Raw genomic sequence first — 15,901 nt, forward strand, 5'->3', positions numbered from 1 at the left:
AACCTTGCAAGTATTGGTGCCTCAACCCTTCAGGGAGTTGAGATCTTCCGCATCGATGGTGGACTTGTTACGGAACAGCAACACCAAGATTGCCAAACCAATTGCCGACTCTGCCGCCGCAACGGTCAGGATGAAGAACACGAAAATCTGGCCGTGCATGTCTCCCAGGTAGTGGGAGAAGGCGACAAAGTTCGTGTTCACGGCCAGCAGCATCAACTCGATGGCCATCAGCAGCACAATCAGGTTGCGACGGTTCAAGAAGATACCGACCACGGACAGCGCGAACAGCATCGCGCCCAACGTCAGAAAATGACCCAGAGTGAGCGTCATACCTTCTTCTCCTCGACCTCAGCGGCAGGCTGCACCACGGGGGCTGCAGGCTTGCTCGCCTGGACTTTGACCAATTGCAGGCGATCCGAAGCACGCACGCGCACTTGCAGCGATGCATCGATAGCCTTGGAATCCTTGCGATGGCGCAGGGTCAGGGCAATCGCGGCAATCATCGCCACCAGCAAGATGACCGCAGCCACTTGCACAGGGAACAGATACTCGGTGTAGAGCATGGTGCCCAGCGCCTTGACGTTGCTGTAGGGCACGACCTTGCCGGCCGCATCCACCACAGCAGGGATGGCCTTGGGCGCGTCGATGGCACTGAAGCCGCCGATCAGCACCACGCCCATCTCGAACGCGACGATGGCAAAGATCACTGCAGCGAGCGGGAAGTTCTTCCAGAAACTCTTGCGCAGCTGGTCGATGCGGATATCCAGCATCATCACCACGAAGAGGAACAGCACCATCACGGCGCCCAGGTAGACCATCACCAGCACGATGGCCAGGAACTCAGCCTTGAGCAGCAACCAGATACCGGCTGCCTGAGAAAACGCCAACATCAGGTGCAGCACAGCGTGCACCGGATTTGGGGCAGTAACTACTCGGAATGCCGCGTACAGCAGCACTACCGAGAACAGATAGAAAAAACCAGTTGTGACATCCATGTGGGGCTCTTTTCGATCAGTCTCCAAGTGCCGCGTCAGCGGTACTTTGCGTCCGCAGCCTTGGCTGCAGCAATTTCAGGTTCGTAACGGTCGCCCACGGCCAGCAGCATTTCCTTGGTGAAGTACAGGTCGCCGCGCTTTTCTCCGTGGTATTCCAGAATCTGGGTTTCCACGATGGAGTCAACGGGGCAGCTTTCTTCACAGAAGCCACAGAAAATGCACTTGGTCAGATCGATGTCGTAGCGGGTGGTGCGGCGCGAGCCGTCATCACGCACATCGGACTCGATCGTGATCGCCATCGCAGGGCAGACGGCTTCGCACAGCTTGCAGGCAATGCAACGCTCTTCGCCGTTTTCGTAGCGGCGCAGCGCGTGCAGGCCACGGAAACGGGGCGACAGCGGCGTCTTCTCTTCGGGGAACTGGACCGTGATCTTGCGCGCAAACGTGTAGCGACCGGTCAGGGCCATGCCCTTCATCAATTCCCAGAGCATGAAGCTCTTGAAGAAATCCTTCACCGAGAAAGAGCGGGGAGAAACTGCAGTAGTCATGTTGTATTCCTCCGCTTATTTCCAGATGTTCCATGGCGACAGCAACCAGCCGCCGACAAAGACCAGGTACACCAGGGTGACGGGGATGAAAATCTTCCAGCCCAGACGCATGATCTGGTCATAGCGGAAACGTGGGAAAGTAGCGCGAATCCAGATGAACATCGACACCACCAGGAACGTCTTGGCAGCCAGCCAGATCCAGCCCGGGATGAAGGACAGGAAATCGAATGGTGGCAGCCAGCCGCCCAGGAACATGATCACGGCCAGGATGGACACCAGCCACATGCTCGCGTACTCGGCCAGGAAGAACACGGCAAAGCCCATGCCCGAATATTCCACCATGTGACCGGCCACGATTTCCGCTTCGCCTTCGACGACGTCAAAGGGGTGGCGGTTGGTTTCGGCCACGGCCGAGATCAGGTAGACGATGAACATCGGCAGCAGCGGCAGCCAGTTCCACGACAGGATGCTGGCACCCGACGATGCCATCATGCCCTTGCCCTGGGCCAGCACGATCTCGGTCAGGTTCATGCTGCCGGTGACCATGATCACCACCAGGAAGCAAAAGCCCATCGCGATTTCATAGCTCACCATCTGGGCCGATGCGCGCAGCGCGCCCAGGAAAGCGTACTTGGAGTTCGATGCCCAGCCGGCGATGATCACGCCATAGACTTCGATCGAGGTAATCGCCATGACCAGCAGCAGGCCCACGTTCACATTGGCCAGCGCCACATCGGGACCGAAGGGGATGACCACCCAGGCTGCCAGCGCAGGCATGATGGCCATGATCGGGCCCAGGCGGTACAGGCCCGAGCTTGCCGCCGTCGGCGTGATGATTTCCTTAGTCATCAGCTTAAGGCCGTCGGCCAGAGGCTGGAGCAGACCAAAAGGGCCGACCCGGTTGGGGCCGTAACGCACTTGCATGAAGCCCAGGAGCTTGCGCTCCCACAGGGTCAGGTAAGCCACTGCGCCCATCAAAGGCAAGACGATGCACAGGATCTTGATCAGGTTCCAGATCACGGGCCAGACCAGGGTCGCCCACCACTCTGCCGCGATCAGGGTCAGACCGCCGTTGTAGATTGCGTCGATCATGCTGCCACCACCTCCGAGGATTGGCGGGCATCCGCCGTCATTTGCAACGACGGCGCGCGACGCACGATGCCATCGAGTTGGTAGATGCTGGCCACCACCGGCTCCTGGCCTGCAGGCGCCGACACGGCCATGTTGGTCTTGGTGCTGTTGGACAGCAGCTCGGCAGGCACCTGGCCTTGCGAGCCAGTGGCCACGGCCAGCACGTCCTGCGACGAATCAAAGGCCATGCCTGCGACGTCGAGCAGATTGCCCAGCACGCGCAGCACCTTCCAGCCCGGACGGGTATCGCCCAGCGGCTTGACCACGGCGTGGAAGCTCTGCACAAGGCCTTCGGCATTCACGAACGAGCCCGAGGTCTCGGTGAACGGCGCGATCGGCAGCAGCACATCGGCGATGTCCATGTTGGCCTTGAACGGGCTCAGGCTCACCACCATCTCGCAGCCTTGCAGCGCCTGGCTGCCAGCGGCCGTGTCGAACGCGGGTTCGCAGTTGAGCAAGATCGCGGCCTTGACGCCACCGGCGAGCATCTCGCCAGCGTGCATGCCATGGGCCTGGGGCACAGCACCCACCCATTGCGCGCCCACGGTGTTGGCCGCTTCGGTCAGGAAGCCGACGGTAGCTCCCGTCTGCGCGCCAATCCAGTTGGCGATCGAAAGCAAGGTGCTCGCTTGTGCATGGTGCGCGACAGCATTGCCCAGCAGGATGGCCTTTTGCTCGCCGTTTTGCAGCGCGCGGGCAATCTCGATGGACTCGGGCGTCACGGTACCGGCGTTGTTCGGCGCTTCCACACCCTTGGACTGGGCGAGGGCCGCTGCCACGGAGGACAGCGCGTAGGCCCACTGCGCAGCAGGTGTGACCACCTGGTGGGCCAGCGGAATCGCCAGATCAAAAGCCTTGGACTGGATGGCGGTCACCACCGCGCCCTTACGGGCGGCCTGGCGGATACGTTGGGCGAACAGCGGATGCTCCTTGCGCACGTTCGAGCCCACGATCAAGGCCGTGTTCAGGTCCGACAGCGAGGCGATCGAGCGGCCCAGCCAGCGCACGCCTTCTGCCTTGGCAAAATCGGCGTTGCGCAGACGGTAGTCGACGTTCTGGCTGCCCAGCGAGCGCACCAGCTCGCCGGCCAGGAACAGCTCTTCGAGCGTGCTGTGCGGGCTGACCAGCGCACCCACGGCGCTCGCGCCATGGTCGCGTTGCACGCTCTTGATGCCATTGGCCACGTATTCCAGCGCAGCTTGCCAGCTCACTTCGAGCCACTGGCCGCCTTGCTTGATCATCGGCGCGGTCAGGCGCTCTTCACCGTTGAGCGCTTCGTAGGAGAAGCGGTCGCGGTCGGCAATCCAGCATTCGTTGACGGCGTCGTTCTCGAACGGCACCACGCGCATCACCTTGTTGTTCTTGACCTGAACGATCAAGTTGGCACCGGTGGAGTCATGGGGCGAGACCGACTTGCGGCGCGACAGCTCCCAGGTACGGGCGCTGTAGCGGAAAGGCTTGCTCGTGAGTGCACCCACGGGGCAGATGTCGATCATGTTGCCCGACAGCTCCGAGTCCACCGTATCGCCCACCACGGTGGTGATCTCGGCGTGCTCGCCGCGGTTGACCATGCCCAGCTCCATGATGCCTGCGACTTCTTGACCGAAGCGCACGCAGCGGGTGCAGTGGATGCAACGGCTCATCTCTTCCATCGAGATCAGCGGGCCCACATTCTTGTGGAAGACCACGCGCTTTTCTTCTTCGTAGCGCGAGCTGCTGGCACCATAGCCCACAGCCAAGTCCTGCAACTGGCATTCACCGCCCTGGTCGCAGATTGGGCAATCCAGCGGGTGGTTGATGAGCAGGAACTCCATCACCGATTGCTGGGCCTTGACCGCCTTGTCCGAGGTGGTGCGCACAATCATGCCTTGCGTCACGGGCGTGGCGCAGGCAGGCATCGCCTTGGGTGCCTTCTCGACGTCCACCAGGCACATACGGCAGTTCGCCGCGATCGACAGTTTCTTGTGGTAGCAGAAGTGAGGGATGTACTTGCCCGCCGCATCGGCCGCGTGCATGACCATGCTGCCTTCCGCGACCTCGACCTTCTGACCGTCTATTTCAATTTCAACCATATGCTCACTCGCGATCAGGAAGAAGCAGCGGTCTGCTTTTCAGCAGCGTTGATCTTTGCTTCGAATTCATGGCGGAAATGCTTGATCATTGCGCGCACCGGCATCGCTGCCGCATCGCCCAATGCGCAAATCGTGCGCCCCATGATGTTGCCGGCTACCGAGTCCAGCTTGTCCAGATCCTCGGCGCGGCCGTGGCCGTGCTGGATGCGGTCGACCATGCGCCACAGCCAGCCCGTGCCTTCGCGGCAAGGGGTGCACTGTCCGCAGGACTCGTGCTGGTAGAAGTAGGACAGGCGCAGCAGGCTCTCGACCATGTCGCGCGAGTCGTCCATCACGATGACGGCGCCCGAGCCCAGCATCGAGCCGGCCTTGGAGATGGAGTCATAGTCCATCGTGCAGGCCATCATGATGTCCGCTGGCAGCACAGGGGCCGACGATCCGCCAGGGATCACGGCCTTGAGCTTGCGGCCGGTGCGCACACCGCCGGCGAGCTCGAGCAAGGTGGAGAACGGCGTACCCATTGGCACTTCGTAGTTGCCGGGCTTGTTCACGTCACCGCTGACCGAGAAGATCTTGGTGCCGCCGTTGTTGGGCTTGCCGCATTCCAGGTAGGCCTGGCCACCGTTGCGGATGATCCAGGGAACGGCCGCAAAGGTTTCGGTGTTGTTGATCGTCGTGGGCTTGCCATACAGACCAAAGCTGGCCGGGAATGGCGGCTTGAAGCGGGGCTGGCCCTTCTTGCCTTCGAGCGATTCGAGCAAAGCGGTTTCTTCGCCGCAGATGTAGGCGCCAAAACCATGGTGCGCATGCAGCTCGAAGCTGAAGCTGCTGCCCAGGATGTTGTCACCCAGGTAGCCTGCCGCACGCGCCTCTTCCAGCGCCGCTTCAAAGCGTTCGTAGACCTGGAAGATTTCGCCGTGGATGTAGTTGTAGCCCAGCGAGATGCCCATCGCATACGCGGCGATGGCCATGCCTTCGATCACGATGTGCGGGTTGAACATCAGGATGTCGCGGTCCTTGCAGGTGCCAGGCTCGCCCTCGTCCGAATTGCACACCAGGTGCTTTTGGCCGGGGAAGTTGCGGGGCATGAAGCTCCACTTCAGACCGGTGGGGAAGCCAGCGCCGCCGCGGCCGCGCAGGCCCGACTCTTTCATCGTGGCAATGACCTGGTCCTGGGTCAGGCCCTCGCCACCGTCCTTGCCCAGCAGCTTGCGCAGGGCCTGGTAGCCGCCGCGCGCCTCGTAGTCCTTGATCGACCAGTTCGTGCCATCCAGACCTGCATAGATCTGGGGCTCGATATGGCGGTCGTGGAAGCAGGTTTCCACGCCGGTGGCCTGGAACTGCGACAGAATTTGAGCGGCTGTCGTCACTTGGTGTCCTCCGCTGCGCGCAAGCCGGTCATCAGCTGGTCCAGCTTTTCGTTGTCCATGAAGCTGCACATGTGGCGGTCATTGACCAGCAGCACCGGTGCATCGGCGCAGGCGCCCAGGCATTCCGATTGCTCGATGGTGAACACGCCATCGGCGGTGGTATCCCCCATCTTGATGCCCAGCTTGTCTTCCAGGTGCTTGAGCGCCTCGCGGCCGCGACGCAGCTGGCAAGGCAGGTTGGTGCACACGCTCAATTTGTACTTGCCCACCGGGTGCTGGTTGTACATGTTGTAGAAGGTGGTCACTTCATGCACGGCGATCTCGGGCATCTCCAGGTACTCGGCGATCACCGCCTCGCTCTCCTGGCTCACCCAGCCCTGCTCCTGCTGCACGATAGACAGGCAAGCCATCACGGCCGACTGCTTCTGCTCTGCCGGATACTTGGCAACTTCGCGGGCAAAGCGTGCTTTTGTTGCTTCGGTAATCATCGGTCAACGTCTCCAAACACGATGTCCAAGGTGCTCAACACCATCACGGCATCGGCCAGCATGTGGCCACGGCTCATTTCGTCGAGCGCCGAGAGATGCACAAATCCTGGTGGACGAATCTTCAGGCGGTAAGGCTTGTTGGCACCGTCGCTGATCAGGTAGATGCCAAACTCGCCCTTGGGGTGCTCCACTGATGCATAAGCCTCACCCTCGGGCACTTTGAAGCCTTCGGTGAACAGCTTGAAGTGGTGGATCAGCTCTTCCATGTTGGACTTCATGGCTTCGCGATCGGGAGGCGCCACCTTGTGGTTGTCGGTGATGACCGGACCGGGGTTGGCACGCAGCCAGTCCACGCACTGCTTGATGATGCGGTTGGACTCGCGCATCTCGGCGATGCGCACCAGGTAGCGGTCATAGCAGTCGCCGGTCTTGCCCACAGGAATGTCGAAATCCATGCGGTCATAGACTTCGTAGGGCTGCGACTTGCGCATGTCCCAGGCCAGGCCCGAGCCCCGCAGCATCGGGCCGGTCAGGCCCAGGTTCATCGCGCGGTCGATGTCAACCACGCCGATGCCCACATTGCGCTGCTTCCAGATGCGGTTGTCCGTCAGCAGGGTTTCGTATTCGTCCACGCACTTGGGGAAGCGCGCGGTGAAGTCATCGATGAAATCGATGAGCGAACCCTGGCGGTTGCGGTTCATCTGCTCGATGGCCTTGGCATTGCGCACCTTGCTGGCCTTGTACTGCGGCATGCTCTCTGGCAGGTCGCGGTACACGCCACCCGGACGGAAGTACGCCGCGTGCATGCGCGCGCCGGAGACGGCTTCGTACATGTCCATCAGGTCTTCACGTTCGCGGAAGCTGTAGATCAGAATGGTCGAGCTGCCGCCGTCATTGCCCGAGGAGCCCAGCCACATCAGGTGGTTCATGATGCGGGTGATCTCGGAATACATCACGCGGATGTATTGCGCGCGGATCGGCACTTCCAGGCCCAGCAGCTTTTCGATAGCCAGGCAGTAGGCGTGCTCGTTGCTCATCATCGAGCAATAATCCAGGCGGTCCATATAGGGCAGCGACTGGATGAAGGTCTTGCTCTCCGCCAGTTTCTCGGTGGCGCGGTGCAGCAGGCCGATATGCGGGTCTGCGCGTTGCACCACTTCACCATCGAGCTCCAGCACCAAACGCAGCACGCCGTGTGCTGCAGGATGCTGGGGACCGAAGTTGAGTGTGTAGTTTTTGATTTCAGCCATGGTTCTTCATCGTGAGGTCAGAGCGCCTCAGTGCAGGCCTCCGTAATGGTCTTCACGAATAATGCGGGGCGTGATCTCGCGCGGCTCGATCGTCACCGGTTCGTAGATCACGCGTGCCTGCTCGGCGTCGTAGCGCATCTCCACATGGCCCGTCAGCGGGAAATCCTTGCGGAAGGGGTGACCGATAAAGCCGTAATCGGTCAGGATGCGGCGCAGGTCGTCATGGCCTTCGAAGACAATGCCGAACAGGTCAAAAGCTTCGCGCTCGAGCCAGTTGGCCGAGGCCCACAGCTGGCTGAGGGTGTCGAGCACCGGGAAATCGTCGTCCTGGCAGAACACACGCACGCGCAGGCGCTGGTTCAAGCTGATCGACAACAGGTGCGAGACCACAGCAAAACGTGGGCCATCGGTGCCCACGTCCTTGTATGCGGAGTAATCCACGCCGCACAGGTCCATCAGCATCTCGAACTTGCATTCGGGCGCATCGCGCAGCAGCTGCATGGCTTGCAGGTAGTTCGAGGCCGAGACTTCCACGGTCACTTCACCCAGCGCCAGGGTCACCGAGCGCGCCTTGTCGCCCAGCACGCGGGCGATGGTCTCTTGCAGCACGCTAGGCTGTATCAGTTCTACACTCATTCCAACTCCTAGGCGCGCGCGATCGTGTGGGTGCGGCGGATTTTTTGCTGCAGCTGGATGATGCCGTAGATCAGCGCTTCTGCCGTGGGCGGGCAGCCTGGCACATACACATCCACCGGCACAATGCGGTCGCAACCGCGCACCACCGAGTAGCTGTAGTGGTAGTAACCACCACCGTTGGCGCACGATCCCATCGAGATCACCCAACGCGGCTCGGCCATCTGGTCGTACACCTTGCGCATGGCCGGAGCCATCTTGTTGCACAGGGTGCCAGCCACAATCATCAAGTCAGCCTGGCGCGGGCTGGCGCGGAAGACTTCGGCGCCAAAGCGGCCAATGTCATAACGCGCAGCGGCCGCGTGCATCATCTCGACGGCGCAGCATGCCAAACCAAACGTCATGGGCCAGATCGACCCAGTCTTGGCCCAGTTCACCACCGAGTCGTAGCTCGTGGTGACAAAGCCTTTCTCCAACACACCTTCAATCATCGTGTACCTTTTTGATTTCCGGTTATTCCCAGGTCAGCGCGCCCTTTTTCCATTCATAGGCGAAACCCACCACCAGAATGGCCAAGAACACGAGAACCGCGATAAAACCAGGCATTCCCACTTCATGCAGCGAAACCGCCCATGGGAAGAGGAACGCAATTTCCAAGTCGAAGAGAATGAAAAGAATGGCGACGAGGTAGTAGCGCACATCGAATTTCATGCGCGCGTCTTCAAAGGCCTCAAAGCCGCATTCGTAAGGGGAGTTTTTCGCCGCGTTCGGGCGATTGGGTCCGAGGATGTAGCCTATGACCAGTGGGCCAAGGCCAACGCCTGCTCCCACCAGGATAAACAAAAGGACCGGGAGGTATTGTTCGAGGCTCATCTTGATGTCTACTCACCGCAGGAGCCAACCCAGGTAAGCACAAGACGCGACCCAGGCAGGCCTTTTATTGTGTTGGTGCCGTCGGCGAGACTCGAACTCGCACAGCTTTCGCCACTACCCCCTCAAGATAGCGTGTCTACCAATTTCACCACGACGGCTGATTTGACTTGCCTGGCAAGCACCGATTGCTTTTGAAACAATCTGCTCACCAGACAGACTCAGATTCTACTCTGTAAAAACCCTGAGTTCAGGGATTCTTTTCAAATAGTTGAGTTATTTGCCTGCAGGCTGTGCTGGCTCAGCAGGTGCGGCCGGTGCAGCAGCGGGCGCAGCAGCGCCAGCGGCAGGCACCGAGGCATCCGCACCAGCGGCGGGAGCCGCAGGGGCTGGGGCAGGTGCAGGGGTCGACGCAGGAGGAATGGTCGCATCCACCGGAGTGCTCGACTGCGGGATCGTCGCAGCAGGGCCTTCGAGCACGCTACCGGCCGAGGTCGGGCGTGCATTGCCCAGGTAGGCCAGCGCCAAGGTCGCGGCAAAGAACACCGCCGCCAGCACACCGGTGCTGCGCGAGAGGAAGTTGGCGCTACCGGAAGCACCGAACAGGCTGCCCGCGCTGCTGCCGCTGCCAAAGGCAGCACCCGCATCGGCACCCTTGCCATGCTGCACCAGCACCAAGCCAATCATGACCAGTGCTGCCAGCATTTGAATCGTCAACAGAATCGTTACCATCATCTACCCTTTTATCAAACTTGGTCGTCGCCAGCAGCCGCTTGCCCTCAAGCAGCTGCAGCAATAATTTTCAGAAAGTCCTGGGCCTTCAGCGAAGCGCCACCGATCAGCCCACCATCAATATCGGGCTGGGCGAGCAGTTGCTCGGCGTTGCCCGCATTCATGCTGCCACCATACAGCACCGGCACCTTGGCAGCCTGCGTGCTGGCCGCTGCGAGTTGCGCGCGCAACACAGCATGCACGGCTTGCGCCTGCTCGGGGCTGGCCGTCTTGCCCGTGCCAATGGCCCAGACCGGCTCATAGGCCACGACGATTTCCGTCACACAAGCACCCACCGCATGGATCACCGCCGCCAGTTGGCGCTTGACCACCGCTTCGGTCTGGCCAGCTTCGCGCTCAGCGAGCGTCTCGCCCACGCAGACAATCGGCGTGATGCCAGCGGCCAAGGCCTTTTGCGCCTTGGTCGCCACCAGCGCATCGGTTTCGCCGTGGTACTGGCGGCGCTCGGAGTGGCCGACCAGCGCGTAGCGCACCGCAAAGTCACGCAGCATCGGGGCCGAGACTTCACCAGTGTAGGCACCGCCATCGTGCGCCGACACATCCTGCGCGGCCAGCGCAATCGCCGAGCCTTGCAGCAAAGCCTGCACCTGGCCCACATAAACGGCAGGCACGGCCACCGCCACATCGCAGCCCGGTTGACCCAAGCCTTGCAGCAACTCGGCCAGCAAGGCTTCATTGGCAGCCAGGCTGCCGTTCATCTTCCAGTTTCCAGCAATCAGTTTTTTCACAATTGATCCCAGGTCAGCACGATCTTGCCGATATGTTGGTTGGATTCCATCAGCGCATGGGCCTGACTGGCGTGTGCGGCCGGGAATTGGCTGTGGATGATGGGACGCACCTTGCCCGCCGCCAGCAGTGGCCAGACCTTGGCCTGCAAAGCCTGGGCAATTGCTGCCTTGAAGGCCACCGGGCGTGGACGCAGGGTCGAGCCGGTGATCTGCAGACGGCGGCGCAGCACCAGTCCGGCATTGAACTCGGCCTTGATACCCCCTTGCACGGCAATGATGACCAGGCGGCCATCTTCGGCCAGCGCCTCGACCTCGCGGGCCACATAGTCGCCCGCCACCATGTCCAAAATCACATCCACACCCTTGCCAGCGGTGATGCGCGCCACCTCGGCGACAAAATCCTGGCTGCGGTAGTTGATGGCCTCGTCGGCGCCGAGCGCCAGGCAGGCCTGGCATTTTTCATCGGAGCCTGCGGTCACGATCACCTTGGCACCAAAGGCCTTGGCCAGCTGGATCGCCGTCACACCAATGCCGCTGCTGCCGCCCTGGATCAACAAGGTCTCACCGGCTTGCAACGCACCCCGGTCAAACACATTGCTCCAGACCGTGAAGAAGGTCTCGGGCAGGCAAGCGGCCTCGACATCCGACAAGCCCTCGGGCACCGGCAGGCACTGGGCCACGGGAGCCACGCAGTACTCGGCATAGCCACCACCGGCCACCAGCGCGCACACGCGGTCACCCAGCTTGAGACCTTGCTCGGCCATGGCCGCCGTGTCTCCCGCCACCACCACACCGGCCACTTCCAGACCCGGCAGGTCCGAAGCACCCGGGGGCGGCGCGTAATGGCCCTTGCGCTGGACCACATCGGGGCGGTTTACACCACTGGCGACTACGCGAATGCACAACTCGCCCTGCCCCGCCTGCGGCACAGGACGCTCTCCCAGCTTCAATACCTGCGGATCACCAAAGGCGGTGATCTCGACTGCACGCATCTTGTCCACGCTTGTTTCCTCAGCCAATCACAATCGGCACACGCTTTTCAACAGAAAAACGCACCCAGCGCCAGGCGCATGGGTGCGTCACACAGCAAATTATTGCTGTTGTTGTTGCTGCTGCTGGTCAGCATCACCGTCCACGCGCGGCTCGCGTGGTTCGCGGTGCTGGCGGGGAGCGCGATCACCACGGTCGCCGCGGTCACCACGATCGCCGCGTGGTTCACGCGATTCGCGTGGCTCACGCTCGGCCATGCCGGCTGGACGGTCCAGCAGCGCCTTCATCGACAGCTTGACACGGCCCTTTTCGTCCGTCTCCAGCACCTTGACCTTGACGACCTGGCCTTCGCTCAGGTAGTCGGTCACCTTTTCCACGCGCTCGTGGGCGATCTGGCTGATGTGCAACAGACCGTCCTTGCCGGGCAGCAGGTTCACCAGGGCACCGAATTCCAGGATCTTGACGATCGGGCCTTCGTAAATCTTGCCGATTTCGACTTCGGCGGTGATCTCTTCGATGCGGCGCTTGGCTTCGTCCGCCTTGGCGCCATCGGTGGCGGCGATGGTGATGGTGCCATCTTCCTCGATGTTGATCTGGGTGCCGGTCTCTTCGGTCAGCGCACGGATGGTGGCGCCGCCCTTGCCGATCACGTCACGGATCTTCTCGGGATTGATCTTCATCGTGTAGAGCTTGGGCGCGAACGACGAGACTTCGGCCTTGGCTTCGCCCATCGCTTCTTGCATCTTGCCCAGGATGTGCATGCGCGCTTCCTTGGCTTGCGCCAGTGCCACTTGCATGATTTCCTTGGTGATGCCCTGGATCTTGATGTCCATCTGCAGCGCGGTGATACCGTTGGTGGTACCGGCTACCTTGAAGTCCATGTCACCCAGATGATCTTCGTCACCCAGGATGTCGGTCAGCACGGCAAACTTGTTGTCTTCCTTGATCAGACCCATGGCGATACCGGCCACGTGGGCCTTCATCGGCACGCCGGCATCCATCATCGACAGGCAGCCGCCGCAGACCGAAGCCATCGACGAGGAACCGTTCGATTCGGTGATCTCCGACACCACACGGATGGTGTAGGGGAACTCTTCCTTCGAAGGCAGGCAAGCGGCCAGAGCGCGCTTGGCCAGACGGCCGTGGCCGATTTCGCGGCGCTTGGTCGAGCCCATGCGGCCCACTTCGCCGGTGGCAAAGGGAGGCATGTTGTAGTGGAACAGGAAGCGGTCTTCAAACTCGCCAGCCAGCGCGTCGATGCGCTGTGCATCACGCTCGGTGCCCAGGGTGGAGATCACCAGCGCCTGGGTTTCACCACGGGTGAACAGGGCCGAGCCGTGGGTGCGGGGCAGCACGGACGAACGGATCTCGATAGGACGCACGGTACGGGTGTCGCGGCCGTCGATACGGGGCTCACCGGCCAGAATCTGCGAGCGCACGATGCGCGCTTCGATGTCGAACAGCATGCCATCGACCTTGACGCCGTCAAAGGCCACGCCTTGCTCGGCAAGACCGGCCTTCACAGCAGCGTATGCCTGGCGGCAGGCCAGCGTACGGGCTTGCTTGTTGCGCAGTTGGTATGCATCGCGCAGGGCGGCATCGCCCAGCTCGCCGACCTTGGCGATCAGTGCTTCGTCCTTGGCAGGCGCGGCCCAGTCCCATGCGGGCTTGCCCGCTTCGCGCACCAGCTCGTGGATGGCGTTGATCGCGACCTGGCCTTGCTCGTGGCCATAGACCACAGCACCCAGCATCACTTCTTCAGGCAGTTGTTGGGCTTCGGATTCAACCATCAGCACAGCAGCTTCGGTGCCCGCCACCACCAGATCCATCAGCGAATCCTTGCGCTGGGTCTGGCCGGGGTTGAGCACGTATTCGCCGTTGATGTAACCCACGCGGGCAGCACCGATAGGGCCGTTGAAAGGAATGCCCGAGATGGACAGTGCAGCGGAGACAGCGATCATCGCAGCGATGTCGGCATCCACTTCAGGGTTCAGCGAGATGGTGTGGATGACCACATGCACGTCGTTGTAGAAACCTTCGGGGAACAGCGGACGGATCGGGCGGTCGATCAGGCGGCTGGTCAGCGTCTCGAGCTCGCTCGGCTTGGCTTCGCGCTTGAAGAAGCTGCCGGGGATCTTGCCCGCAGCGTAGGTCTTCTCGATGTAGTCAACGGTCAGCGGGAAAAAGTCCTGACCGGCCTTGGCGATCTTGGAGCCCACGACCGTCGCCAGCACCACGGTGTCGTCGATGTTGACCAGCACCGCGCCGGAAGCCTGGCGGGCGATTTCACCGGTTTCCATCGTGACCGTGTGTTGGCCCCACTGGAAAGTCTTGGTGACTTTGTTGAATATGGACATAGATTGCTCCTGGTTAAACAGCCAAAAACCTGTCGGTTCTCGGCAGGAGCCGGCATTCAGAACACGATGCCATTCCAGGGAGGTTGAAGGCCTGGAACCCGGGGTTCAGCCCCCTTGGAATGACACAGCTTCGCTCTGTTTGCGCGGCGTTGAAGTAAAAAACGCCTGAGCTAGCGGACTAACTCAGGCGTCTCCATCTCACCCTGGGCTTACTTACGCAGGCCCAGCTTAGCGATCAGTGCAGTGTAACGGTCAGCGTCCTTGGACTTGAGGTAGTCCAACAGCTTACGACGACGGCTCACCATGCGCAGCAGGCCGCGACGACCGTGGTGGTCCTTGGCGTGCGTCTTGAAGTGAGGGGTCAGTTCGTTGATGCGGGCGGTCAGCAGAGCCACTTGGACTTCTGGGCTGCCCGTATCGGTAGCGGAACGTGCGTTGGCCTTTACAACTTCGGCCTTGATAGATGCGGCGATCATGTGTTTTCCTTATAAGGAACACCGGCTTGCGCTGGCATTCTGGTTACTTGCGCCGCAGCCGGAAAAGCTTGCGACGTGCGTCTTGCACCATGCAAAACCCTGCAATTATACCCAATAACTAGTTTTCAGTTTTCAGGCCCAAAACCGCACCAAAGCCGATGCCGCCGCGCCCAGCACCACCACCAGCAAAAACGGCGCGCGCAGCGCCAGCGCGATGATGGCCACGGCCATCGCCGCCAGGCGCGCATCGAGCACCAGCTGCTGGCCGCTGACAAGGGTGTTCATGGCGGTCAGCGCCGCCAGCAGCGCAATCGTCAGCGCACCAGCCACCCGGGCCATGCGCGGGTGGCGCAGCCAGTGCGCGGGCACGCCGTAGCCCAGCAGCTTGGTGCCATAGGTCACGGCGCTGGCCAGCAGCAACCAGATCCACCAGTGGTTGCCCACGTCTGCCATCGCATTCATCGTGCGGCCTCCTGCGCGCTCGCGCCCTGCCCGGCCGGGCCGCTGCTGCGCGAGCCGTAACCCCAGGCGCCCCCCACCACCGCCGCAATCAAGATAGGCACGCCCGGCGCCACCCAGGGCACCGCCAGCATCGCAATGCTGGCAGCGACCACCGCCAGCGCGATGGGCTCCTTGTGCGTCAGGCGCGGCCACAGCAGGCCCATAAAGGCGGCCACCGCTGCGCCGTCCAGGCCCCAGCGCCCCGGGTCGCCCAGGGCATTGCCCAGCAAGGCGCCCGCAGCGGTGAACAGGTTCCACAGCAGGTAGACGCCCACCCCTGCGGTCCAAAAGCCCCGTTTTTGCTCGTCCTTGTCCGCCTGCCCCAGCGCGGTGGCGGCCGATTCATCAATGGTCAACTGCGCCGACAGCAGGCGTGCCAGGCCGCGCGGGCCGAGCAAGGCCGCCATCTGCACGCCGTAGACCGCATTGCGCACGCCCAGCAGGCTGGCTGCGCCCAGGGCCGCCGCACCGGCACCGCCGCCCGCGACCACGCCGACAAACGCAAACTGCGAGCCGCCGGTAAACATCAGCAAGCTCAAGGCGCAGGTCTGCCAGACCGTCAGGCCTGCTGCCACGCCCAGCGCGCCAAAAGAGATGCCGTACAAACCGGTGGCAATGCTGATCGACACGCCCATGCGCACGGCGGGCGAGGACCAGAGCCCTGAACTGTTAGAAGCCATGGGCGGCGATTGTAGAGGGT

At 61.8% G+C, this 15,901-nt stretch carries 18 protein-coding genes and 1 tRNA gene; all 19 read right to left on the reverse strand.

All coding sequences use genetic code 11. The features are described from left to right. Nucleotides 1-21: 21 nt before the first annotated feature. Nucleotides 22-330: an NADH-quinone oxidoreductase subunit NuoK gene (nuoK, locus tag N4T19_RS08905; protein WP_021028567.1), complete on the reverse strand. Its 309-nt coding sequence runs from the start codon at nt 328-330 to the stop codon at nt 22-24. Continuing rightward, on the reverse strand, nt 327-995 hold the full coding sequence (locus N4T19_RS08910; RefSeq protein WP_182342871.1) for an NADH-quinone oxidoreductase subunit J: 669 nt from the start codon (nt 993-995) through the stop codon (nt 327-329). Before N4T19_RS08910 ends, nuoK begins: the two co-directional genes overlap by 4 nt. Nucleotides 996-1,030: 35 nt before the next feature. Continuing rightward, a complete protein-coding gene (gene nuoI / locus N4T19_RS08915; protein ID WP_021028565.1) occupies nt 1,031-1,543 on the reverse strand; it encodes an NADH-quinone oxidoreductase subunit NuoI in 513 nt (170 codons plus the stop codon). 15 nt (nt 1,544-1,558) lie between these two features. Then, nucleotides 1,559-2,635, reverse strand: a complete 1,077-nt coding sequence (gene nuoH, locus N4T19_RS08920; protein WP_116925909.1) for an NADH-quinone oxidoreductase subunit NuoH — start codon at nt 2,633-2,635, stop codon at nt 1,559-1,561. Then, nucleotides 2,632-4,746 carry an NADH-quinone oxidoreductase subunit NuoG gene (nuoG, locus tag N4T19_RS08925; protein ID WP_260719950.1) on the reverse strand — a complete coding sequence of 705 codons (2,115 nt, stop codon included), beginning with the start codon at nt 4,744-4,746 and terminating at the stop codon, nt 2,632-2,634. The genes nuoH and nuoG overlap by 4 nt, the downstream gene beginning before the upstream one ends. A gap of 14 nt (nt 4,747-4,760) precedes the next feature. Further along, complete coding sequence (gene nuoF / locus N4T19_RS08930) at nt 4,761-6,116, reverse strand: NADH-quinone oxidoreductase subunit NuoF (protein ID WP_021028562.1); 1,356 nt, start codon at nt 6,114-6,116, stop codon at nt 4,761-4,763. Next, entirely contained in the window at nt 6,113-6,604 is a 492-nt protein-coding gene (nuoE, locus tag N4T19_RS08935; RefSeq protein ID WP_116925907.1) for an NADH-quinone oxidoreductase subunit NuoE, read from the reverse strand. The genes nuoF and nuoE overlap by 4 nt, the downstream gene beginning before the upstream one ends. Continuing rightward, nucleotides 6,601-7,854, reverse strand: a complete 1,254-nt coding sequence (locus tag N4T19_RS08940) for an NADH-quinone oxidoreductase subunit D (protein ID WP_260719951.1) — start codon at nt 7,852-7,854, stop codon at nt 6,601-6,603. The genes nuoE and N4T19_RS08940 overlap by 4 nt, the downstream gene beginning before the upstream one ends. Nucleotides 7,855-7,881: 27 nt before the next feature. Next, entirely contained in the window at nt 7,882-8,490 is a 609-nt protein-coding gene (locus N4T19_RS08945; RefSeq protein WP_116925905.1) for an NADH-quinone oxidoreductase subunit C, read from the reverse strand. Between the two features lie 8 nt (nt 8,491-8,498). Beyond that, a complete protein-coding gene (locus N4T19_RS08950) occupies nt 8,499-8,978 on the reverse strand; it encodes a NuoB/complex I 20 kDa subunit family protein (protein ID WP_021028558.1) in 480 nt (159 codons plus the stop codon). Nucleotides 8,979-9,000: 22 nt separating this feature from the next. Continuing rightward, the gene (locus N4T19_RS08955) at nt 9,001-9,360 is read right to left on the reverse strand and encodes an NADH-quinone oxidoreductase subunit A (protein WP_021028557.1); all 360 of its coding nucleotides are present in this window, start codon (nt 9,358-9,360) and stop codon (nt 9,001-9,003) included. Nucleotides 9,361-9,433: 73 nt separating this feature from the next. Continuing rightward, nucleotides 9,434-9,518 (reverse strand) — tRNA-Leu (locus N4T19_RS08960). A gap of 115 nt (nt 9,519-9,633) precedes the next feature. Further along, complete coding sequence (gene secG, locus N4T19_RS08965; protein WP_207788071.1) at nt 9,634-10,089, reverse strand: preprotein translocase subunit SecG; 456 nt, start codon at nt 10,087-10,089, stop codon at nt 9,634-9,636. A gap of 47 nt (nt 10,090-10,136) precedes the next feature. Continuing rightward, nucleotides 10,137-10,880, reverse strand: coding sequence for a triose-phosphate isomerase (gene tpiA / locus N4T19_RS08970; protein WP_116926007.1), 744 nt, complete (start codon nt 10,878-10,880; stop codon nt 10,137-10,139). Further along, entirely contained in the window at nt 10,874-11,869 is a 996-nt protein-coding gene (locus N4T19_RS08975) for an NAD(P)H-quinone oxidoreductase (protein ID WP_116926006.1), read from the reverse strand. Before N4T19_RS08975 ends, tpiA begins: the two co-directional genes overlap by 7 nt. Nucleotides 11,870-11,968: 99 nt before the next feature. Continuing rightward, nucleotides 11,969-14,224 carry a polyribonucleotide nucleotidyltransferase gene (gene pnp / locus N4T19_RS08980; protein ID WP_116925903.1) on the reverse strand — a complete coding sequence of 752 codons (2,256 nt, stop codon included), beginning with the start codon at nt 14,222-14,224 and terminating at the stop codon, nt 11,969-11,971. A 209-nt stretch (nt 14,225-14,433) separates the two neighbouring features. Beyond that, a complete protein-coding gene (gene rpsO / locus N4T19_RS08985) occupies nt 14,434-14,700 on the reverse strand; it encodes a 30S ribosomal protein S15 (protein ID WP_116925902.1) in 267 nt (88 codons plus the stop codon). 132 nt (nt 14,701-14,832) lie between these two features. Then, nucleotides 14,833-15,162, reverse strand: coding sequence for an AzlD domain-containing protein (locus tag N4T19_RS08990; RefSeq protein WP_232539398.1), 330 nt, complete (start codon nt 15,160-15,162; stop codon nt 14,833-14,835). After that, nucleotides 15,159-15,881, reverse strand: a complete 723-nt coding sequence (locus tag N4T19_RS08995; protein ID WP_260719954.1) for an AzlC family ABC transporter permease — start codon at nt 15,879-15,881, stop codon at nt 15,159-15,161. The genes N4T19_RS08990 and N4T19_RS08995 overlap by 4 nt, the downstream gene beginning before the upstream one ends. Nucleotides 15,882-15,901 lie beyond the last annotated feature (20 nt).

The organism is Comamonas squillarum, assembly GCF_025309455.1.
In the GTDB taxonomy this organism is placed as follows: Bacteria; Pseudomonadota; Gammaproteobacteria; order Burkholderiales; family Burkholderiaceae_C; genus Comamonas; species Comamonas squillarum.